The 19,767-nt window shown below is 70.9% G+C and carries 18 protein-coding genes and 2 pseudogenes; 16 read left to right on the forward strand and 4 right to left on the reverse strand.

From position 1 onward, the window contains the following. Positions 1–5: 5 nt before the first annotated feature. Together G3I60_RS06460 and G3I60_RS06465 are read right to left on the reverse strand one after the other, a co-directional pair. On the reverse strand, positions 6–1,148 hold the full coding sequence (locus G3I60_RS06460; protein ID WP_164606778.1) for an ABC transporter permease: 1,143 nt from the start codon (positions 1,146–1,148) through the stop codon (positions 6–8). After that, entirely contained in the window at positions 1,145–2,635 is a 1,491-nt protein-coding gene (locus tag G3I60_RS06465) for a sugar ABC transporter ATP-binding protein (protein WP_164298876.1), read from the reverse strand. Before G3I60_RS06465 ends, G3I60_RS06460 begins: the two co-directional genes overlap by 4 nt. A 272-nt stretch (positions 2,636–2,907) precedes the next feature. Between G3I60_RS06465 and G3I60_RS06470 the strand changes: the two genes are divergently transcribed. From G3I60_RS06470 to G3I60_RS06495, 7 genes and pseudogenes are all read left to right on the forward strand, one after another. Further along, a complete protein-coding gene (locus G3I60_RS06470; RefSeq protein ID WP_164298860.1) occupies positions 2,908–4,158 on the forward strand; it encodes an ROK family transcriptional regulator in 1,251 nt (416 codons plus the stop codon). A gap of 271 nt (positions 4,159–4,429) precedes the next feature. Beyond that, positions 4,430–7,630, forward strand: a complete 3,201-nt coding sequence (locus tag G3I60_RS06475; protein WP_343241863.1) for a carbohydrate-binding protein — start codon at positions 4,430–4,432, stop codon at positions 7,628–7,630. Positions 7,631–7,657: 27 nt separating this feature from the next. Next, a complete protein-coding gene (locus G3I60_RS06480; RefSeq protein WP_164298842.1) occupies positions 7,658–9,259 on the forward strand; it encodes a ThuA domain-containing protein in 1,602 nt (533 codons plus the stop codon). Positions 9,260–9,337: 78 nt separating this feature from the next. Next, a pseudogene (locus G3I60_RS45170) lies at positions 9,338–9,500 on the forward strand (GNAT family N-acetyltransferase); the annotation flags it as partial. 151 nt (positions 9,501–9,651) lie between these two features. Further along, positions 9,652–10,743 carry a glycoside hydrolase domain-containing protein gene (locus G3I60_RS06485; RefSeq protein ID WP_343241862.1) on the forward strand — a complete coding sequence of 364 codons (1,092 nt, stop codon included), beginning with the start codon at positions 9,652–9,654 and terminating at the stop codon, positions 10,741–10,743. A gap of 247 nt (positions 10,744–10,990) precedes the next feature. Further along, positions 10,991–12,214 (forward strand): NAD(P)/FAD-dependent oxidoreductase, encoded by a 1,224-nt coding sequence (locus G3I60_RS06490; protein ID WP_138355274.1) that lies wholly within the window; start codon positions 10,991–10,993, stop codon positions 12,212–12,214. 234 nt (positions 12,215–12,448) lie between these two features. Continuing rightward, positions 12,449–12,913: a hypothetical protein gene (locus G3I60_RS06495; RefSeq protein WP_138355273.1), complete on the forward strand. Its 465-nt coding sequence runs from the start codon at positions 12,449–12,451 to the stop codon at positions 12,911–12,913. A 139-nt stretch (positions 12,914–13,052) separates the two neighbouring features. Here the strand turns inward: G3I60_RS06495 and G3I60_RS06500 are convergent, their stop codons facing one another. Next, the gene (locus tag G3I60_RS06500) at positions 13,053–14,021 is read right to left on the reverse strand and encodes an NADP-dependent oxidoreductase (protein WP_164298840.1); all 969 of its coding nucleotides are present in this window, start codon (positions 14,019–14,021) and stop codon (positions 13,053–13,055) included. 202 nt (positions 14,022–14,223) lie between these two features. Between G3I60_RS06500 and G3I60_RS06505 the strand changes: the two genes are divergently transcribed. Both G3I60_RS06505 and G3I60_RS06510 read left to right on the forward strand, forming a co-directional pair. Continuing rightward, entirely contained in the window at positions 14,224–14,604 is a 381-nt protein-coding gene (locus G3I60_RS06505; protein ID WP_138355271.1) for a helix-turn-helix domain-containing protein, read from the forward strand. Between the two features lie 86 nt (positions 14,605–14,690). Further along, positions 14,691–15,047, forward strand: coding sequence for a hypothetical protein (locus G3I60_RS06510; RefSeq protein WP_138355270.1), 357 nt, complete (start codon positions 14,691–14,693; stop codon positions 15,045–15,047). 6 nt (positions 15,048–15,053) lie between these two features. Here G3I60_RS06510 and map read toward each other — a convergent pair whose 3' ends face one another. Beyond that, the gene (map, locus tag G3I60_RS06515) at positions 15,054–15,821 is read right to left on the reverse strand and encodes a type I methionyl aminopeptidase (protein WP_164298838.1); all 768 of its coding nucleotides are present in this window, start codon (positions 15,819–15,821) and stop codon (positions 15,054–15,056) included. 66 nt (positions 15,822–15,887) lie between these two features. Between map and G3I60_RS06520 the strand changes: the two genes are divergently transcribed. The 7 genes and pseudogenes from G3I60_RS06520 (at position 15,888) to G3I60_RS06550 (ending at position 19,339) form a co-directional block, all read left to right on the forward strand. Beyond that, positions 15,888–16,163 (forward strand): helix-turn-helix domain-containing protein, encoded by a 276-nt coding sequence (locus G3I60_RS06520; protein WP_138355268.1) that lies wholly within the window; start codon positions 15,888–15,890, stop codon positions 16,161–16,163. A 183-nt stretch (positions 16,164–16,346) separates the two neighbouring features. Then, positions 16,347–17,288: an AEC family transporter gene (locus G3I60_RS06525; protein ID WP_164298836.1), complete on the forward strand. Its 942-nt coding sequence runs from the start codon at positions 16,347–16,349 to the stop codon at positions 17,286–17,288. Positions 17,289–17,353: 65 nt separating this feature from the next. Continuing rightward, positions 17,354–17,506, forward strand: a pseudogene (locus G3I60_RS06530) (DUF4291 family protein); the annotation flags it as partial. Between the two features lie 18 nt (positions 17,507–17,524). Then, entirely contained in the window at positions 17,525–17,809 is a 285-nt protein-coding gene (locus G3I60_RS06535; RefSeq protein ID WP_232485100.1) for a hypothetical protein, read from the forward strand. A gap of 244 nt (positions 17,810–18,053) precedes the next feature. Then, on the forward strand, positions 18,054–18,368 hold the full coding sequence (locus G3I60_RS06540) for a hypothetical protein (RefSeq protein WP_138355266.1): 315 nt from the start codon (positions 18,054–18,056) through the stop codon (positions 18,366–18,368). 181 nt (positions 18,369–18,549) lie between these two features. Then, the gene (locus G3I60_RS44490) at positions 18,550–18,861 is read left to right on the forward strand and encodes an RNA-binding protein (RefSeq protein WP_194445645.1); all 312 of its coding nucleotides are present in this window, start codon (positions 18,550–18,552) and stop codon (positions 18,859–18,861) included. 217 nt (positions 18,862–19,078) lie between these two features. Continuing rightward, a complete protein-coding gene (locus tag G3I60_RS06550; RefSeq protein ID WP_138355265.1) occupies positions 19,079–19,339 on the forward strand; it encodes a hypothetical protein in 261 nt (86 codons plus the stop codon). The last annotated feature ends 428 nt before the right edge of the window (positions 19,340–19,767 follow it).

Below are 19,767 nucleotides of genomic sequence, written 5' to 3' on the forward strand. Positions count from 1 at the left end.
CCGAATCAGGTGGTGACGGACCGGCCACGGCCCCAGCGCTGGATGAGCAGGACGGCGATGATGATCGCGCCCTGGGCGATCTCCTGGATGGGGGTGGTGAGGTTGTTGAGGATGAACAGGTCGGTGATGGTCGTGAAGACCAGGACGCCGAGGATCGAGCCGAGCACGGAGCCGAAGCCGCCGGTCAGCAGCGTCCCGCCGACGACGACCGCGGCGATGGCGTTGAGTTCGTAGAGCATGCCGTGGGTGCTCGCACCGGTGTTGGCCTGCGCGGTGAGCATCACTGCGGCGATGCCGCAGCAGAAACCGGAGACCACGTAGAGCAGACAGGTGTGCAGCCGGACGTTGATGCCCGCCAGCCGGGCGGCCTCCGGGTTGCCGCCGACGGCGAAGGTGCGGCGGCCGAACGTGGTGCGGTTCAGCACCAGCCAGCCCAGCACGACGACCGCGGCGAAGATGTAGACCAGCAGCGGCATGCCCAGCCAGCGGGTCTCGGCGATGGACAGGAACGTGTCCGCGGTGACGATCTGCGACTTGCGGTCGGAGAGCTGTTCGGCCAGACCACGGGTGGCGACCATCGTCGCCAGCGTCACGATGAACGCGACCAGCCGCCCGTAGGCGATCAGCAGACCGTTCAGCAACCCGCAGAGCGTGCCGACCAGTACGGAGGTGAAGATCATGACGGCCGGGCCCTGGGCCTGGCTGCCGGTGGTGGTCGACCACACCGAAGCGAGCGCGATCAGCGCGCCGACCGACAGGTCGATGCCGCCGCCGATGATGACGAACGTCATCCCGACGGTGACCACCCCGATCACGGCGGCGAGGCTGAGGATCAGCACCATGTTGCTGGTGGTCGCGAAGCTGCTGCCCTTGGTGACGGCCCCGATGCCGCACAGGATGCCGAGGGCGATCACCAGCGCCAGATGCCGTAGCGCGCCGGCGCCCCGGGCGGCGCCGGATCCCCCGCCGCGTCCCCCGAGCCCGCCGATCCCGCCCAGGGAGGCGAACGGCCCGGTGCGTACGCCCTCCTTGGCGGCGTGCGCGGCGAGCTCCTCCACCCGGCGGTGCTCGTCCGCCTCGGGAACGCCGCCGGGGACGCCGGCGCGAGCGGAGAGGTCCGGGGCGGGGGCGTGTGGTGTGTCGCTCATAGCGCGCTTCCTTCCATCACCAGGTCGAGGACCCCGTGTTCGTCGATGTCCACCGCGTCGCAGGCGTGGATCACCCGGCCTTCGCGGAGCACGAGGATCCGGTCGGCCAGACCGAGCACCTCCGGCACCTCGCTGGACACCAGCACGATCGCGAGACCCGCGTCGGCCAGCGCCCTCATCTGCGCGTACAGCTCGCTGCGGGCGCCGACGTCGACGCCACGGGTCGGTTCGTCCAGCAGCAGCACCTTGCAGCGGCGCAGCAGCCAGCGGGCCAGCACCGCCTTCTGCTGGTTGCCGCCCGACAGGGTGCGTACCGGCCGCTCCGGATCGTCGGGGCGCAGCTGTACGGCGGCGATCTGCTGGGCCGCGTCGGCCGATTCGCGGCGGCGGTCGAACCAGCCGTAGCGGGTGTAGCGGCTGAGCGAGGCGACGGTGATGTTGCGTCCGACGCTCTCCAGCATGAGGAGCGCCTGCGACTTGCGTTCTTCCGGGGCGAAGCCCATGCCCCGGCGGACGGCCGCCGTGGTGCTGCCGGGGCGCAGGGGCGCACCGCCGAGCAGGACGCGGCCGGCCAGCGGGGTACGGGCGCCGTAGATCCCCTCCAGGATCTCGGAGCGGCCGGAGCCCACCAGCCCCGCGATCCCGACGATCTCGCCGGCCCGGACGCTGAACGAGACGTCGTGGACGCGGCCCGCCACCGACAGCCCCTCGACGCGCAGCACTTCGGGACCGCCCTTGCGCATTCCCGGCGCGGGCCGGCGCGGGAAGGTGTGCTCCACGGCGCGGCCGGTCATCAGAGCGACCACGTCGGCGGTCGGGGTGGTGCGGGCGGGCAGTCCGACGGCCCGGGTGCGGCCGTCCTTGAGGACGGTGATGCGGTCGCCGATCTCGCGGATCTCCTCCAGCCGGTGCGAGATGTAGACGACGGCCACCCCGGTGGCGGCGAGCTCGCGGATGATCCGGAAGAGGTTGGTGACCTCGTCGTGCGCGAGGGCGGCGGAGGGTTCGTCCATCACGATCAGCCGGGCGTCGTGCGACAGCGCGCGGGCCATGCTGACGACCTGCTGCGCCGCCGCGGGCAGTTGGCCGACCGGCTTCCACGGCGGGATCTCGGCGTGGCCGAGGCGTCCGAGCAGTTCACGGGCGTTGCGGTGCATCTCGCCGCGCCGGGTGACACCGAAGGAGGCCGGTTCATGGCCGAGGAAGATGTTCTCGGCCACGCTGAGGCCGGGCACGAGGTCGAGTTCCTGGTAGATGGTGGCGACGCCGAGCCGCATGGCGGCGGTGGGGTGGGAGAGCCGTACCGGCTCGCCCTGCCACAGCAGTTCGCCCGCGTCGGGGTGGTGGGCGCCGGACAGCACCTTGATCAGCGTGGACTTGCCGGCCCCGTTCTGCCCCAGCAGACAGTGCACTTCGCCGGCGCGGACCTCGAGGTCCACCCCGTCCAGGGCGCGGACGCCCGGGAACTCCTTGACGATTCCCCGCATCGCGAGCAGGGGTGGATCTGCGGTGGCGGTCACGGGGACCTCCTCGGTGGCGCCAGAAAGCGGCGGTACGTAAGCGGCTGTGGTGCTGAGCGGCGGTACGTGTGCGGCTGTGCGGCGGAGCGGCACCGGTCCTGGCGCACCTCTGTGACCTGCGATTACCGGTCGATTAAGGTGACGTGAGGGGCAGTCGGAACCTTGACGCCCCGGTGCGGTGCGACTTAGTTTGTGGTCGCGACTAACGACTGTCAATGCTTCGCACAAAGGGGTGTGCCATGCGGCCCGTCAGCAGCGGAGCTGTCGACTTCATCGATGTCCGGGAGACCAATCTCGCCGTCGTCCTGCGCTTCATCCGCCGCGAAGCACCGTGTTCGCGGGCCGAAGTGGCCGCCGGTACCGGGCTGAACAAGGCCACCATCTCCAACATCGTCGCCGAGCTGATCACCCGTGGCATCGTCGTCGAAGTGGGGGCGAGCGAGGAGCGGCGGATCGGCCGGCCCGCCGTCATGCTCACCCTCGACGGCCGGCGTTTCACCGCGCTCGGCCTGGAGGTGAACGTCGACTATCTGTCGGCGGTCATGGTCGACCTGGCCGAACGCGACGTCCTGACCTGGCACGAGCCGGTCCAGGCAGCCGAGTTGGGCGCCGAGGGCTGTGTCGTCCGACTGGCCGACCTGGCCCGCCGGGCGATGGGCGAGATGGCACGCCAGCACCGCGAGGTGCTCGGCATCACCATCGCGGTCCCCGGTCTGATCGGCACCTCCGACGGCGAGGTGGCCGAGGCGCCGAACCTCGGCTGGCACGAGTTCCCGCTCGTCGACCGCTTCCGGGAGCAACTCGACGACAGCAGCGTCGCCCTGTCGCTGGACAACGACGCCAACCTCGGGGCGGTCGGCGAGTACCGGCGCGGTGCCCTGGCGCACACCCAGAACCTCGTCTATCTGACCGGCGAGGTCGGCGTGGGCGGCGGCGTGATCATCAACGGCGCGCTGATGCGCGGCTCTTCGGGGTACGGCGGCGAGGTCGGGCACATCACGCTGATGCAGGACGGTCCGCTGTGCGGTTGCGGCCGCAGAGGCTGCTTCGAAGCGCTGGTCGGCATCGGCTCGATCATCCAGCAGGCGGCTCCGGACCTGGCCGGCAGTACGGCGCAGCCGCTGACCGACCTGGCCGCGAAGGTCGCCGAGGTGGCCCGCCGGGCCGAGGCCGGCGACGCGCGGACGACCGCCGCGCTGATCCGGGTCGGCGAGTGGCTGGGCCGCGGATCGGCGATCCTGCTCAATCTGTTCAACCCTCAGGCCCTCATCCTCGGCGGCTACTTCGTGACGCTGGCGCCCTGGATCATGCCGCCCGCCCGGCGGACGCTCGCCGCGCATACCATCGCGCCGAACCTCGGCGGCTGCCAGGTCGCGCTGTCCACCCTCGGCTTCACCGCGGCGGCCAGGGGCGGAGCGTCGTCGATCATCGACGCCATCGACACCGCACGGCTCCCGCTGCCGCGCAGCGGCTCCGCGGCGCACCGATAACCGGTGCGGGACCTCTTGACGACTGCTCCCGGCCCACTTACTTTCTCCCCTCAACTAACGAACGCCTCCTGAGAGTTCAGGAGGACCGGTCACCGGGCGCCTCGGCGGGGCGTCCTTTCCGCAAGGCGGCTTCGCGCTGCCCTGGAAGGGGAACCCCGTGCGTTCAGTCCTGCCCGCAAGCCTCCTGCCCGCAAGGCCCGCGAGACGTCCACGTCCACGCCGCGTCCGGTTCCGCACCCTGTTCACCGCTCTCCTCGCCTCGGCGCTGCTCCTGCTGGGCGCCACCGGAGCCATCACCCCGGCGGCCGCGCACGACGGCCCGCACCCGGACGCCGCAGCCGCCGCGGCCGCCTTCCAGCAGGTCCAGCTCGCGCGGGGCACCGCGCAGACCGGCGAGCCGATGAGCCTGGCGGTGCTCCCCGACCGCATGGTCCTGCACACCGACCGGCGCGGCACCATCTTCAAGACCGACGCCGGCGGCACCACGACCGTCGCGGGCACGCTGCCCGTCTACACCCATGACGAGGAGGGCATCCAGGGCATCACCACCGACCCGGCCGTCGCCACCAACCACTGGATCTACGTCTACTACTCCCCCGTCCTGAACACCCCGGCGGGCGACGCCCCCTCCGACGGGACCGCCGCCGACTTCGCACCCTTCGCCGGGCACAACCAGCTCTCCCGCTTCACCCTGCGGGCCGACAACACCATCGACCCGGTCAGCGAGAAGCAGCTCCTGCAGATCGCCACCAACCGCGGCATGTGCTGCCACGTCGGCGGCGACCTGGACTTCGACGCCGCGGGCAACCTCTTCATGACCACCGGCGACGACTCCAACCCCTTCTCCTCCGACGGCTACAGCCCGCTGGACATCCGCGCGTCACGCAATCCCGCCTACGACGCCCAGCGCTCCGCCGCCAACAGCAACGACCTGCGCGGCAAGCTGCTGCGCATCCACCCCGAGGCCAACGGGACCTACACCGTCCCGGCCGGGAACCTGTTCGCGCCGGGCACGACGAAGACCCGGCCCGAGATCTACGCGATGGGCTTCCGCAACCCGTTCCGCATGAGCGTCGACCGCCCCACCGGCACCGTCTACATCGGCGACTACGGGCCCGACGCCGGCGCGCTGAACGCCACCCGGGGACCGGGCGGCCAGGTCGAGTTCGACCGGGTGACCTCGCCCGGCTTCTACGGATGGCCGTACTGCACCGGCACCAACACCACCAACGAGACGTACAACGCCTTCGACTTCGGCACCAGCACCTCGGGCGCGAAGTTCGACTGCGCGGGCGGCCCCGTCAACAGCTCGCCCAACAACACCGGCATCAGCAAGCTGCCGGCCGCCCGGTCGTCCTGGATCAAGTACGACGACTGCAGCGTCGCCCAGTTCGGCTGCGGCAGCGAGTCACCCATGGGCGGCCCGGTCTACCACTACGACCCGAACCTCTCCTCCTCGGTGAAGTTCCCGCAGTCCTACGACGGGCATGCCTTCATCGGCGAGTTCGGCCGCCGCTGGATCAAGGACGTGCAGGTCAACGCGGACGGCAGCGCTGGCACCATCACCGACTTCCCCTGGACCGGCACCCAGGTGATGGACATGGCCTTCGGCCCGGACGGCGCCCTGTACGTCCTGGACTACGGCACCGGCTTCGGCGACGGCGACTCCTTCTCCGGGCTGTACCGCATCGAGGCGATCGGCGCCGGCGGCCGCGCACCCGTCGCCCAGGCCGCCGCCACCCCGTCCTCGGGCCGGGCGCCACTCGCGGTCACCTTCTCCTCCGCCGGCACCACCGACCCCGACGGCGACGCGCTCACCTACGCCTGGGACTTCGACGGCAACGGCAGCACCGACTCCACCGCCGCCGACCCGTCGCACACCTACGCCGCCAACGGCCAGTACCCGGCGAAGCTCACCGTCACCGACACCCACGGGCTGACCGGCACCGCGAGCGTCACCGTCACCGTCGGCAACACCGCGCCGGTGCTGACCGTCACCGCGCCCGCCAACGGCCAGATCTTCCACTTCGGCGACGCCGTCCCCTTCCGGGTCACCGTCACCGACGCCGAGGACAGCGCCGTCGACTGCTCCCGGGTGCAGGTCCAGTACCTGCTCGGGCACGACAGCCACGCGCATGCCATGACCGACGCGACCGGCTGCTCGGGCACCATCCAGACCGTTGTCGACGGTGAACACGCAGGCTCCGCGAACCTGTTCGGCGTCTGGCGCGCCTCGTACACCGACAACGGCGCGAACGGCCAGCCCGCGCTGACCGGCACCGCCACCAACGTCACACCCACCGCGACCAAGCAGGCCGAGTACTACACCGGCTCCAGCGGCGTCCAGCCCGCCGGCCATGACGCGGCCGAGGGCGGCACGACCGTCGGCTACATCGAGAACGGCGACTGGATCTCGTTCACCCCCTACAACCTGGCCGGCATCACCACCTTCACCGCCCGCGCCTCCTCGGCCGGCTCCGGCGGCACCCTCGAACTGCGGGCCGACTCCCCCACCGGCACGCTCATCGGATCCGCCACGGTCCCGGTCACCGGCGACTGGAACACCTTCACCGACGTCACCGGAACCGTCACCGCCCCGACCGGCACCCACACCCTGTACTGGGTCTTCAAAGGCGGCACGGGGAACCTCTACGACCTCGACCAGTTCACGTTCGGCGGGTCCGGCACGGTGCCGGGCGCCGTCCAGGGTGAGGCGTTCACCAGTTCCGCCGGCGTGCAGATCGCCCCGCACGCCACCGCGCACGGCGGCCAGACCCTCGGCTACATCGACAACAACGACTGGGCAGGATACGCCGGCACCGACCTCACACACGCCAACGGGCTGACCGTACGGGTCGCCTCCGGCGGCATCGGCGGCACCCTCGAAGCCCGTGCCGGATCGGCCACCGGACCGCTGCTCGGCAGTGTCACCGTCCCCGTCACCGGCGGCTGGGAGAACTACACCAGCCTGACGTTCCCACTGACCCCCTCCACGACGAGCGGGCTCTTCCTGGTCTTCCACGGCGGCACCGGCGGTTCGCTCTTCGATGTCGACGACTTCACCGTCACCAACGGTGCCGCCCTCACCACCGTCACCCAGGCGGAGAGCTGGACCGCCACCGGCGGACTGCAGCCCGCCGACCACGCGGCCGCGCACGGCGGGAAGACCGCCGGCTACATCAACAGCGGCGACTGGGCGACGTACGCCGGCACCGACCTGTCCAAGGTCACCGGTTTCAGCGCCCGGGTCGCCTCCGCCGGAGCCGGCGGCACCCTGCAGATCCGGGCCGGATCGGCCACCGGTACGGTCCTGGGCACCGTGGCCGTCACCGGCACCGGCGGCTGGGAGACCTTCGCCGACGTCTCCACGACGCTCACCGCCAACCCCGCCACGACGCTCTGCCTGACCTTCACCGGCGGCAGCGACTACCTCTTCGACGTGGACGACTTCACCCTCACCCGCAGCGCCTGACTCACCCATCTTGCGGAAAGGCACTCCATGTACCCATCCATCCGGTTCCGCCGCACGCACGGCGCGCGCCGCCGGCCGCTGCTGCCGACCCTGGCCGCCGCGCTGCTCGGCCTGCTCGCCCCCTTCGCCCTGACCTGCTCCGCCCAGGCCGCTCCGGCCTTCAAGGTGCTGGTCTTCTCCAAGACCGCCGGCTTCCGGCACGACTCCATACCGGCCGGGATCGCCGCCATCCAGAAACTCGGCCAGGACAACGGCTTCGGTGTCGACGCCACCGAGGACAGCGCCGCCTTCACCACCGCCAACCTCGGCCAGTACCAGGCGGTGATCTGGCTCAGCACCACCGGCGACGTCCTCGACGCCGCCCAGCAGTCCGCGTTCGAGCAGTACATCCGCTCGGGCGGCGGCTACGCGGGAGTGCACGCCGCGGCCGACACCGAGTACGACTGGCCCTGGTACGGAAGCCTGGTCGGGGCGTACTTCGACTCGCATCCCGCCATCCAGCAGGCCGCCGTCACCGTCGAGGACCGCACCGACCCGGCCACCGCGCACCTTCCGGCCCGCTGGACCCGCACCGACGAGTGGTACAACTACCGCGCCAACCCCCGGGCGCAGGTGCACGTCCTGACCGCGCTCGACGAGAGCAGCTACTCCGGCGGCACCATGGGCGGCGACCATCCCAACACCTGGTGCCACCCCTACGACGGCGGACGCGCCTGGTACACCGGCATGGGACACACCCAGGAGAGCTGGGCCGATCCCGCGTTCACCACGCTGGTCCTGGGCGGCATCCGCACCGTCGCGGGAGCCGTCAGCTCCGCCTGCGACAACCCCATCGGCACCCCCGTCGGCACCACCGTGCAAGGGGAGGCCTGGAGCAGCCAGAGCGGGGTCCAGGCCGCCGCGCACGCGGCGGCGCACGGCGGAGCGACCGCCGGCTACATCGACAACGGTGACTGGAGCGGCTACGCCGCCCTCGACCCGCGGACCGCTTCGACGGTGACGGTGCGGGTCGCCTCCGCAGGCGCGGGCGGCACCATCGGATTCCACTCCGGTTCCGCCACGGGTCCGCTCCTCGGTTCCGTCGCCGTGCCGGTGACCGGGAGTTGGGAGACGTTCACGAACGTGTCGACGCCCCTGACGTCCGGCACCGCACCGGGCCTGTACCTGACCTACTCCGGAGGCCAGGGCGCGCTGTTCGACGTCGACGACATCACCCTCACCCCCGGCTCGACGGCCCCCACCACGACCACGCTCCAGGCCGAGAACTGGACCAGCCAGAACGGAGTCCAGGCCGCCGACCACGCGGGAGCCCACGGCGCTCGCACCGCCGGCTACATCGAGGCCGGCGACTGGATCGGCATCGCCGCCGAGGACACCTCCCACCTCACCCGGATCTCCCTGCGGGTCGCCTCGGCGGGCTCCGGCGGCACCACCGCCGTCCACACCGGATCCCCCACCGGACCGCTGCTCGGCACCGTTACCGTCCCGGTCACCGGCAGCTGGGACACCTTCACCGATACCGCCGCGTCTCTCACCCCGAGTGCGGGCACCGGCCTGTTCCTCGTCTTCAACGGCGGCGGCGGATTCCTGTTCGACGTCGACGACCTCACGCTGACCCGGACCGGCTGACCGGCCGACCGGGTGGCCGACTGCCCGGACCGGCTGACCGGTTCGGGCGGGCGGGAGGGAGTGCGCACGCACCGGCCCCGAAAGGTCCTGGCACTCACCTACGCCCGGCTCCCGCTGGAGCGCGCGGACCTCGCCGCGCTCACCGAACGCCCGCACCCCGGCTACCGGCTGGTCTCCTGGGCCGGAACCGTCCCCGACGACCTCGCCGGGACGTTCGCCGTCGCGCCGCGCCATGCACGACGGACTGGGCTACGTGCCGACCCACCGGTCCGCCGAATACCAGCTCGACCTCCAGGGTTTTGGTGACACGGCGGAGAAAGTGATATGTACTCAGTCGATCACCGAACCGCCGGTCCTGATCCGGGCCGTCCCGCCCACCTGTTGAGGACTCCGTGCCGAACCGTCGCCAGCCCAAGCAGCGCCGCTACATAGCGCTGTCCGTCGCCAGCCTGATCCTGCTCGCCGGCGGCGGCGCCATCACGGCCGAGGCTGTCTCCTCGCGCGGGAGCGACGGCGCACGGCAGTCGCGTACCGCTGCCGACGGGACCGGCTTGGACAGCGACGCCGGTTCCGCGGCCGGAACGGCCAAGCCGTCCGCCTCAGGAACCGCCAAGCCGGCGACGGGCGCCTCGTCCCCGGCGGGCAGCACACCGTCGGCCGGGACCCCAGGCGGGCCGTCCGCCCACGCGTCGTCGGCCGCCACCACCGCTGCGGGCCCCGGCGCGAAGCAGCCGCCGCCCCAGTCGCACACCGTGGTGCAGCTGCCGGCGTCGCGGGTGTTCACCGGTCAGGCCTTCGACACCTGCACCGCCCCGAACCTGACCACGATGAGCGCCTGGCGCAAGAGCTCGCCGTACGGCGCCGCCGCCGTCTACATCGGTGGCAAGAACCGCGGCTGCGCGCAGCCGCAGCTCACCAGCTCGTGGGTGCAGTCGGTGCACGCCGCCGGCTGGCAACTGATCCCGCTGTACGTGGGGGCGCAGCCGCCCTGCCAGACGAGCAGCAACCCCGAGCGGATCACCGCCGCCAACGCCTCCTCACTGGGCACGGCGGACGGCGCGGACGCCGTCGCCAAGGCGTCCGCACTGGGGATGCGCGCCGGCAGTGCGATCTACCTGGACATGGAGGCGTACGACATCAGCAACGCCTCCTGCGTCCAGTCGGTCCTGACCTATGTGCAGGCGTGGGACCGTGCCGCGCACGCGAAGGGCTACTGGGCCGGGTTCTACGGGTTCAGCCAGTCCAGCGCCGCCGCGATCGCCACCGCCGCCGGCAACCACACGGCGGACCTCCCGAACGCCCTCTGGTACGCCCGCTACGACAACAACGCCGACACCACGACCGGCTTCCCCTTCGCCTCCACCCTGTGGACCGGCCACCGCCGCGGCCACCAGTACGCGGTGAACAAGAAGGAGACCTTCGGCGGGGCCACGGTCACCGTTGACCACAACGCCTGGGACGCCCCCGTCGCCGTGGTCGGCTGACCGGCCGCAACCAGGGTGCCCGCTCCCAGGTCCCCGACGACCGGACGCTCCCTCCGAAGAACTCCGCCCGAAAACCTCCGCTGCCGTGACGGCGCGGGGGTTTTCGCGTTTTGAGCGGGAAGGCTTCGCCTGCGCTCCTTGTGAACCATGAACCGATGCATAGGTTCATATCCACTAGTTGACTTGCAACTAGTGGATATGCGATGCTTGCGGTGTCCGCACAAACCCGCTGGGAAAGGACCACGTCATGCGCTCCACCATCCGAACCGCCCTCGTCATCGGCGGCGGCATCGGCGGCCCGGTTGCCGCGATCGCCCTGCACCAAGCCGGTATCGAAGCCACCGTGTACGAGGCCTACGACAGCAGGGCGGACGGTGTGGGAGGCGGGCTGGGCCTGGCGCCCAACGGTCTGGGCGCCCTCGACGTCATCGGAGTCGGCGACCTCGTACGCGCCATCGGCACGCCCACCACGCACATCGTGCTGCAGAGCTGGAACGGCAAGCGGCTCGGCGAGTTCGGCAGCCCGCCCGGCGTCGAGTCGTCGCAGTTCGTCTGGCGCGCCGATCTGTACCGGGTGCTCTACGACGAGGCGGCCCGCCGCGGTGTCCGCACCGTGCACGGCAAGCGGCTGGTCTCCGCGCAGGAGAGCGACGACGGTGTGACCGCGCACTTCGCGGACGGGACGACGGCAACGGCCGATGTGCTGATCGGGGCGGACGGCATCCGCTCCACGGTGCGCTCGCTGATCGACTCGGACGCGCCCCAACCCAACTACGGCGGCCTGGTCAGCTTCGGCGCCCCGGTGAGGAACACCGGACTGCCCCCGACCGGCGGCAAGATGTACATGATGTTCGGCAAGCGCGCCTTCCTCGGCTACCAGGTGCACGAGGACTCGTCGGGTGTGTGGTTCGTGAACCTGCCGCACCCCGAGCCGATGACCGTGGCCGAAGCCGGGCGGACCGGCGCCGAGGAGTGGCTGCGCGTGCTGGCCGGATCGTTCACCGGCGATCGCGTCCCGGCTGCGGACCTGCTGCTGAAGACCGACCCCGCCGACCTGCTGATCGCCGGCCCCATGGAGAACATGCCGAGGGTCCCGGCCTGGAGCCGGGGGCGGATGGTGCTGATCGGCGACGCGGCGCACGCGGCCTCGTCCAGTTCGGGACAGGGCGCCTCGCTCGCCATGGAAAGCGCCGTCCAGCTGGCCCGCTGCCTGCGTGACCTGCCGCACGAGGAGGCGTTCGCGGCCTACGAGGACCTGCGCAGGCCCCGCGTCGAGCGGATCATCAAGGAAGCCAACCGCACCAACAGCAACAAGGCCGCAGGACCGGTCGGCCGGGTGCTGCGGGATCTGCTCCTCCCCCTGGTCATGAAGTTGAACAAGCCGGAGAAGTCGGCCTGGCAGGCCGGCTACCGCATCGACTGGGACGCCCCGGTCACCGCCGTCCCGCACCCGGACGGAGCCGCGGCGTAACCGGCGCCGGCCCACCACCGCCCGTCCCCCGCCGTGGCACCGCCACGGCGGGGGAAATCGGCGTGACCGATTCCGGGTACCGTGGAGGACGGCAGCCGCGTCTGCCTGTTCCGAGCCTGGGCCCGCGCTGGTGGGTCATGAGGGCGAGGACAAGGGTCATCGACTCACGCCATCGCCTCAGTCCGGTCTTCCCGGCCTTCTGCGGGACCGCGTGGAAAACCGCTGGAGGACTGTATGACGACGAACCGTGCCCGCAAGGACGTCATCCGCGACCGGATGACCGCGACGGGCGAGACGTACAACGTCGCCGCCCGCAACATCCTGGCGATGCGCCACACCTCGCAGACGGCGGAGGCGTGCCGCGTCCAGCGTTGGCAGCCCCCCGTCCGGCTCGACCTCCCGTGCCCGTGCGGCAGCACCTGCGAGCCCGGCGAGAAGTGCGGCCGCTGCCACGCCCTGCACAAGCACGTCGCGCGCAACCCCGGCAGCCTGGTCGACGTGGAGGTCTGGGAGGACCAGTACGACTGCGTCGGCTGCTCGGCCTCGTACGTGATCCCGGTGCTCCTGCCGGACAGCCCCTGGGGCGTCGTCGAGATGGTGCCGCAGGGAGGCGTCGCCGAGCCGGTGGCCAAGGCCCGGCTCTACCCCGGCGTGCTCCACCCGCGGATGGCCTCCGAGGTCAACCACGACCCGTCCTGATCCAGGCCGCCTCGTCACCAGCCCTTCCGGCTCCCCGTCGGGAATGCGGGGAGGGGCCCGGGTTGATTCACGGAGCCCCACCCCTCAACCCTTGATATCCCTCAGGGTTGACGTTCACTTTGAACGCCTTTCCGACCCTTTACGCGACGTGGAGGGTGAGCTTGCCCCGCGTGCGGCCCTGCTCGCCGCGACGGTGCGCCTCGGCGGCCTCCGCCAGCGGCAGGACGTCCTCGACCTCGACGGTGACGCCGCCCTTGTCGATCAGTTCGGCGATCGTGGCCAGCGAGGCCCCGTCGGGCTCCACGAGATACGCCGCGGCCCGCACTCCGCGATCCCGCGCCGCCTCCATGAGCGCGGGCGAGACACCCGACGGGACGGCGACGACGATCCCGCCGGGGCGCAGCGTGTCCAGCGAGCGGGTACTCGTACGGTCGTGCTCGTCGCCGATCAGGTCGATGACGACGTCGATGTCGCGCACCTCGTCCTCGAAGCGGACCGCGGTGTAGTCGACGAGTTCATCGGCGCCCAGTTCGCGCAGCCAGGCGTGCTTCGGCGCGCGGGCGGTCCCGGTGACGTGCGCCCCCAGATGCTTGGCGAACTGCACGGCGAAGTGCCCCACCCCGCCCGCCGCGCCATGGATCAGCACCCGCTGACCTGCGGTGACTCCGGCGGTGACGGTCAGGGCCTGCCAGGCGGTGAGGGCCGCGAGCGGCACCGCGGCGGCGTGGTCGTGGTCGAGCGTGGCGGGCTTGCGGGCGAAGTGCCGGGCCGGGGCGGTCACGTACTCGGCGTACGCGCCGGCCTCCCGGGGGAACGACGGCATCCCGTACACCTCGTCACCGACCTCCAGGGTGTGCACGCCGAACCCCACCTGCTCCACGACGCCGGAGACGTCCCAGCCGAGCACGAACGGCGGCGCGCCCAGCGCACCGGCCATGCCGCCGCCCTCCCGGGTCTTCCAGTCAACCGGGTTGACCCCGGCGGCACGCACCCGCACCAGCACCTCGTGCGGTACCGGCTCCGGGCGCGGCAGCTCGGTGAGATGCAGCACCTCCGGGCCGCCGAAGGTGTCCTGGGTGATCGCGCGCATGGTCGGCTTCTCGTTCATCTGATGGCTCCCGGTGGGGGGTGGGGCCGGCGCGCACACGGCGCGCCGACCGGTTATCGTCAACACCGTGGACGCTACCCATGGGGTAGTGGTTACCTGCAAGGGCTACTACTATCTTTTGGAAAGCATCACAGGTGGGAGCCGTGAACGGCAACGCAACCGGCGTGTCGCCCACCCTCCACGACCGGGAAAGGCAGTGGCCATGACCATCGCGTGCACGACAGGAAACCACGCACAGCACGACGTGTACGCCGCGCTGTGCCCGTGCCGCGACGTGCTGGACCTGCTGGCCAACAAGTGGACGGCGCTGGCGATCGGAGCGATGGAGGAAGGGCCGCAGCGCTTCGGCGCACTGCAGCGCCGCCTCCAGGGCATCAGCCCCAAGGTCCTGACGAGCACCCTGCGCCGGCTGGAGGACAGCGGGTTCGTCGACCGCACCGTCTACCCGGCCGTCCCGCTGCACGTGGAGTACGAACTGACGGAGCTGGGGCGCGGTGTGGCCGTGCCGCTCGGCGTGCTGCGCGCGTGGGTGGAGACCCACCTCGACACCGTCAAGCCGGACGCACCGGCCGGGTGTGTCTGACCACCGGACGGGCCGGTCGACCCGGCCGGGATCCCGTCCCCGCCCGGGCACACATCAGCGGCGCGGGAGGGGACATACGTACAGGTATGAGGTTTCCCAGCGCAGAGCCGCACAAGGAACAGACCGTCGGCACCAGGTCACTGGCCGAGGTCGAGGAGGCATTTCACGCCCTGGAGGCCGTCGGGGCGGGGCCGGCCCAGCAGACGCAGCTCTCCCGGGGCGCCCTGACGGGCTACCTGTGGGCGCTGGGCCGCGGCGACCCGGCGCCGGTCACGGGCGCCTCGTGCGAAGGGGCACCGGATCTGCCCCTGCTGACGGCCGAAGCGGACGCCGCGGTCGTGCAGCTGGCGGACGCCACCCAGCGCACGATCCCGCGCGACTACATCCAGGGGGTGCACGACGCGCTGGCCTGGGTCTGCGGGCACAGCGACCTGCGGCCCTGACCCGGGTCAGGGCAGGGTGAGGACGCGGGGGCCCTCCGCGGTGACGGCGACGGTGTGCTCGATGTGGGCGGCCCGGCTGCCGTCGACGGTGCGCAGTGTCCAACCGTCGGGATCGGTACGGTAGTCGTCACGTCCGCCGGCCATCAGCATCGGTTCGATGGCGAGCGCGAGACCGTGCCGCAGCGGGAAGCCGCGGCCGGGACGGCCGCGGTTGGGTACCCCCGGATCCTCGTGCATCCGGCGGCCGATGCCGTGGCCGCCGAAGTCCGCGGGCATCCCGCAGCCGGCCGCCTTGGCGACGGTGCCGACGGCGTGCGAGATGTCCCCGATCCGGTTGCCCGGGACGGCGGCCGCTATGGCGGCGTCCAGCGCCCGCTGGGTGGCGTCGATGAGCCGCAGGTCGGCGGGACGCGGCGTGCCGACGATGAAGCTGATGGCGGCGTCGCCGGTCCAGCCGTCGAGCTCGGCTCCGCAGTCGATGCTGACCAGATCGCCGTCCCGCAGCCGGTGGTCGCCGGGGATGCCGTGCACGATCGCGTCGTTGACCGAGGCGCAGATCACCGCGGGGAACGGCACCGGGGCGAATTCCGGCCGATAGCCGAGGAACGGCGAACGCGCCCCGGCCGCGCGCAGAACGTCACGGGCCACGACGTCCAGCTCCCGCAGCCGGACCCCTACGGCCGCCGCCGCGCGGACGGCGCCGAGCGCCTGGGCCACGACGCGCCCGGCTTCGCGCATCGCCTCCAGCGCCGCGTCGGTCTTGATCTCCACCATGTTGCTGACCCCTGACTGATGACCTCGATGATGCCCAATACTTATACCGGTATTAGTATCACGGTCATGGTGAGAACTCCTTTGACCCCCTGGGAACGTGAACGCGGTGAGCGCTTCGGCGCGCTGCTGCGCCGGGCCCGCGGCGACCGCAGCATGGTGGAGGTCGCCGCCGCGGCGGGACTGTCCGCGGAGACCCTCCGCAAGATCGAAACCGGCAGGGCACCGACCCCGGCCTTCTTCACCGTGGCAGCGCTGGCCGCCGCGCTGGACGTTTCCCTGGACGAGCTGGTCACCGCGTGCGCGGAGAGCGCAGAGGACGCCCCCGAGGCGCTGACGGCCTAGGCCGGGGCCGCCCGGGTCGACGGGAGCCGCCGCGGGTCGGCGCGGCGGCGGGTCGGCGCGGCGGCGCCCTCAGGCATGCCCTGCCGGAGGCGCCGGGAAGCGGGCGGGGATCATGGACGGCGGCAAACCGCCGACCCGCGGCCCCTTCGGGCCGCGCCCGTGACCCACCGGACCCGAGGATTCATGCCCTCCCTGCTCTCCAGCTTCGCCCCGATCTGGATACTCACCGCGGCCGGCTACCTGGTCAGCCGCACGGGTCTGCTGGGCGAGCAGGCGGAACCCGTCCTCGGCCGGTTCGTCTTCCATGTGGCCATGCCGGCCGCGCTGTTCGTCATGATCTCCAAGGCGCGCCTCGATACCTTCGCGAACACCTCGATGATCGCCTTCGCCGCAGGCACCGTCGTGGTCTGCGCCCTCGGCCTCCTGGCCGCTCGCCGGCTCTTCCACCACAAGCTCGCCGACCAGGCGATCAGCAGCATGGCGGCCGGCTACGTCAACTCGGCCAACCTCGGGATCCCGGTGGCCCTGCAGGTACTCGGAGACGCCTCGTTCGTCGCCCAGATCCTGCTCTTCCAGGTGCTGCTGATATCCCCCCTCATCCTGACCCTGCTCGACGCCGGCACCGGCGCCGGCTGGAGGAGCGGCGGCCTCACCCGGATGCTGATGATGCCGGTGCGCAACCCGATCATCATGGCCTCCGCCCTCGGCGCCGTCGTCTCCGCCGCGGGCTGGCAGCTTCCGACGGCCCTCGGCCACTCCTGCGAACTGCTCGGCGCGGCCGCCGTTCCCACCGCCCTCGTCACCCTCGGCATGTCACTGCACGGCCGCCCGGCCGCGACCGGCACGGGCCGGCTCACCGAGGTCGGCGTGACGGTCGTGCTCAAGACCCTCGTACAGCCCCTCGTCGCCCTGGCGGTCGGCGGCCTCCTTCTGCACCTGCCGCAGCACCAGTTGCTCGCCGTGGTGCTCTGCTCCGCGCTGCCCACCGCCCAGAACGCGTTCATCTACGCGCGCCAGTACGACCTGGACACCGATCTCGCCCGCGACTCCGTGATGGTCTCCACCCTCGTCTCGATGGCCACCCTGTCCGTCGTCTACTGGACCCTGGGCCCGACCCACCCGTAGAAACCGTTGGCGCCCCCGCGGCCGGTGGCCGCACCCTGTATCCCGTGGAAGAACCGAAACACCTCCTGGACGAGCCGAAACACCGGATCCGCGCACTGCACACGGAGACGACCGTCACCGTCTACCAGGCGTACTCGCCGCACATCGGACTCCCGGCGGCGAGCACCGGCCGGTTCCCGGCGGCCTGGCAACGGAACCGGATCACGTGGATCAAGCCGCGCTCATAGTCTTTTTCCATGACGCCCGACACCAACAACCAGCAGTCCGAAGCACGATTACGGCGCGCGCTGCGTGCCAACCAGGCAGCCGGACCACAGCGGACGAAGAAGAGCCGCACCGATTGGGAAGGGGAGCCGGCCGCGATCTACTGCCGGATCTCCCATGTGAACGACGACGACCAGACCGGCGTGGAGCGCCAGGAGAGCATCTGCCGGGAGGCCTCCGGCGCCACCGCGCACCGCAGTACGCCGAGCCGGGATGTGTCCACAGGTATGGCCTGCATGGGGTGTTGGTCTCCTTGACCACTCACACGCGGCGCATACCATCGTCGGCCCTGTGGTTGCCAGCCGTCCACGGGCACTCCTCTCGGAGTTCCATGGTGGACATTGAAGCGGAGGTGCGTACAAACCCGCCGCCGAACGAGCTGATCCACCCGGGCCGTCTCCGAGCCGTCAAGGGGTGGCCCGGCACCACCGGCCGAACTCATATGATCCGCACCTCCGGCACTCCCCCACAGCGGATGTGCCTCAGACAACCGGGGGCAATATGAACGAGCACTGGCAAACGTCGGACTGGGATCTCATGGACGGCGAGACGCTACTCGGCCGGCTCACCGGATATGACGTCGACCAGCCGAGGTTTCTCCTGCGCTTCGCTCCCACGCCGGCCTGGGAGCCGATCAGGCCGCTCTTTGATGCCTTCGCGGCTCTACGCGGGCCCGATCCTGAGGGGACCGCCATGATGCGCGTCCTGAGGCCCATCCGTGATCTTGGGCTCACGCTCGTTCCAGCCGGGGGCGGCACCCCGCTCACCGAGTACATCCTCACCATCGACGGAGATGAAGCTCGCTTGCGCTACTAGCAAGCAACCCCCTGCCCGATCCGTGCCCGGTCCGGCGGGAAGCGGCGGGGATTCGCGGGGAATCCCGGCGACGCTTCCGCTCCGGGGCAGGTCAGACGCTTCCCAGGTCGGCCAACATCCGCATCCCTGGTCTTCCAAACTAGGGCTCTACAGGCCAGCCTCGCACTGGCATGATCGGCCCATGTCTGAGTACGCGTGGCCGGCGGGGCCCGGAATCCCGGCCGAAGAGGACGTTCGCCGAGATTGGCCGGCGACCGTGTTCGCACTCCCGGTAGGAGCAACGATCAGCTGCCAGGTCATCGGTCGCCAACGCTTCGGCGTGTTTGTCCGGATAGATGGCGTGCCAAACGCAGTGGGGTTGGCGGAGGTCACACTCATGCCACCCGAGATGGATCTACCCCGCATGGGCGCTGTAGTCACCGGTCAGGTGATCTGGCATGCCGACCACAATCACCAGGTGAAGCTCAGGCTGGACGAATGGGTGAGTCCGTAGAGGATTGTCTCGCGGGCCGTCTCAGGACCGCGCGAAGCTGACCGACGTCGCTGCGCTCGATCTGACGCCGGGTCGCGCGCGTCAATCGGGTTCGATCATGTTCCTCAAGATGCCACAGCGGATACGACAAAGCGGGACGACGGCAGACGGGATGGCAGCCAAGAGCAGCGTGGCGGGCACCGCATGATCAGGCCGAGGGCGCCGTTAGGCTCGGTGCATGGCAATAGATGAACCGTCCGTCGTCTGGTCCTTGGACGGCTTCAGCAAGGACGACGAGTTCTTGCGAACTGAGCGCCCGATCAGCCGCGAGCAGATCATCCAACTCCGAGAAGTGATCACTCCGGACCCGGACGATCCTTGGATGCTCTACTGCTACGACGTGCCTCTCAGTGACTGGGCCGCAGTCGACGCGATCTTGCATTGTGGCCCCCCTGACGCGACCCTCGACTACCAGACCTCGGCCAGCGCCCAGCGTTAATCCCCGTGCCCCTTCCGTGCCCGATCTGCCGGGAAGCCACGGGGAACCACGGGGAACCACGGGGAACCACGGTCGCCCGCAGGCAACACGCATGAGAACGGCCCCCGACCGATGTCCCTGGTCGGGGGCCGACTTGGTGTCTCTGGCTGCGGAGGATGTGAGATTCGAACTCACGGTGACATCGCTGCGCCAGGGAAGGTCAAGAACGGCAGCCGCCGGACCTTCCCGGACGACGACCCCGGCCCGACCTATGGGGGCAGTGAGCGACCCTCCCGCGCTTCGGCCGCCACCAGCTCAGCGAACCCGGCCGGCAACCTCCGCAGATCCTCCTGCGCGCGGGCATCGGACATCCCGGCAGTGATCCGGGCACGCTCCCCATCCAGCAAGCGGAACAGACGGCGATCCGTCACGTGGCGCCACCACCAGAC

Origin of the sequence: Streptomyces sp. SID13666, assembly GCF_010548325.1 — a bacterium.
Lineage (GTDB): Bacteria > Actinomycetota > Actinomycetes > Streptomycetales > Streptomycetaceae > Actinacidiphila > Actinacidiphila fildesensis.

Coding starts and splice junctions, on each gene's coding strand:
- G3I60_RS06460 (WP_164606778.1), bottom strand. CDS start 1,148: ATGAGCGACACACCACACGCCCCCGCCCCGGACCTCTCCGCTCGCGCC.
- G3I60_RS06465 (WP_164298876.1), bottom strand. CDS start 2,635: ATGCGGGGAATCGTCAAGGAGTTCCCGGGCGTCCGCGCCCTGGACGGG.
- G3I60_RS06470 (WP_164298860.1), top strand. CDS start 2,908: ATGCGGCCCGTCAGCAGCGGAGCTGTCGACTTCATCGATGTCCGGGAG.
- G3I60_RS06480 (WP_164298842.1), top strand. CDS start 7,658: ATGTACCCATCCATCCGGTTCCGCCGCACGCACGGCGCGCGCCGCCGG.
- G3I60_RS06490 (WP_138355274.1), top strand. CDS start 10,991: ATGCGCTCCACCATCCGAACCGCCCTCGTCATCGGCGGCGGCATCGGC.
- G3I60_RS06495 (WP_138355273.1), top strand. CDS start 12,449: ATGACGACGAACCGTGCCCGCAAGGACGTCATCCGCGACCGGATGACC.
- G3I60_RS06500 (WP_164298840.1), bottom strand. CDS start 14,021: ATGAACGAGAAGCCGACCATGCGCGCGATCACCCAGGACACCTTCGGC.
- G3I60_RS06505 (WP_138355271.1), top strand. CDS start 14,224: ATGACCATCGCGTGCACGACAGGAAACCACGCACAGCACGACGTGTAC.
- G3I60_RS06510 (WP_138355270.1), top strand. CDS start 14,691: ATGAGGTTTCCCAGCGCAGAGCCGCACAAGGAACAGACCGTCGGCACC.
- map (WP_164298838.1), bottom strand. CDS start 15,821: ATGGTGGAGATCAAGACCGACGCGGCGCTGGAGGCGATGCGCGAAGCC.
- G3I60_RS06520 (WP_138355268.1), top strand. CDS start 15,888: ATGGTGAGAACTCCTTTGACCCCCTGGGAACGTGAACGCGGTGAGCGC.
- G3I60_RS06525 (WP_164298836.1), top strand. CDS start 16,347: ATGCCCTCCCTGCTCTCCAGCTTCGCCCCGATCTGGATACTCACCGCG.
- G3I60_RS06535 (WP_232485100.1), top strand. CDS start 17,525: ATGACGCCCGACACCAACAACCAGCAGTCCGAAGCACGATTACGGCGC.
- G3I60_RS06540 (WP_138355266.1), top strand. CDS start 18,054: ATGAACGAGCACTGGCAAACGTCGGACTGGGATCTCATGGACGGCGAG.
- G3I60_RS44490 (WP_194445645.1), top strand. CDS start 18,550: ATGTCTGAGTACGCGTGGCCGGCGGGGCCCGGAATCCCGGCCGAAGAG.
- G3I60_RS06550 (WP_138355265.1), top strand. CDS start 19,079: ATGGCAATAGATGAACCGTCCGTCGTCTGGTCCTTGGACGGCTTCAGC.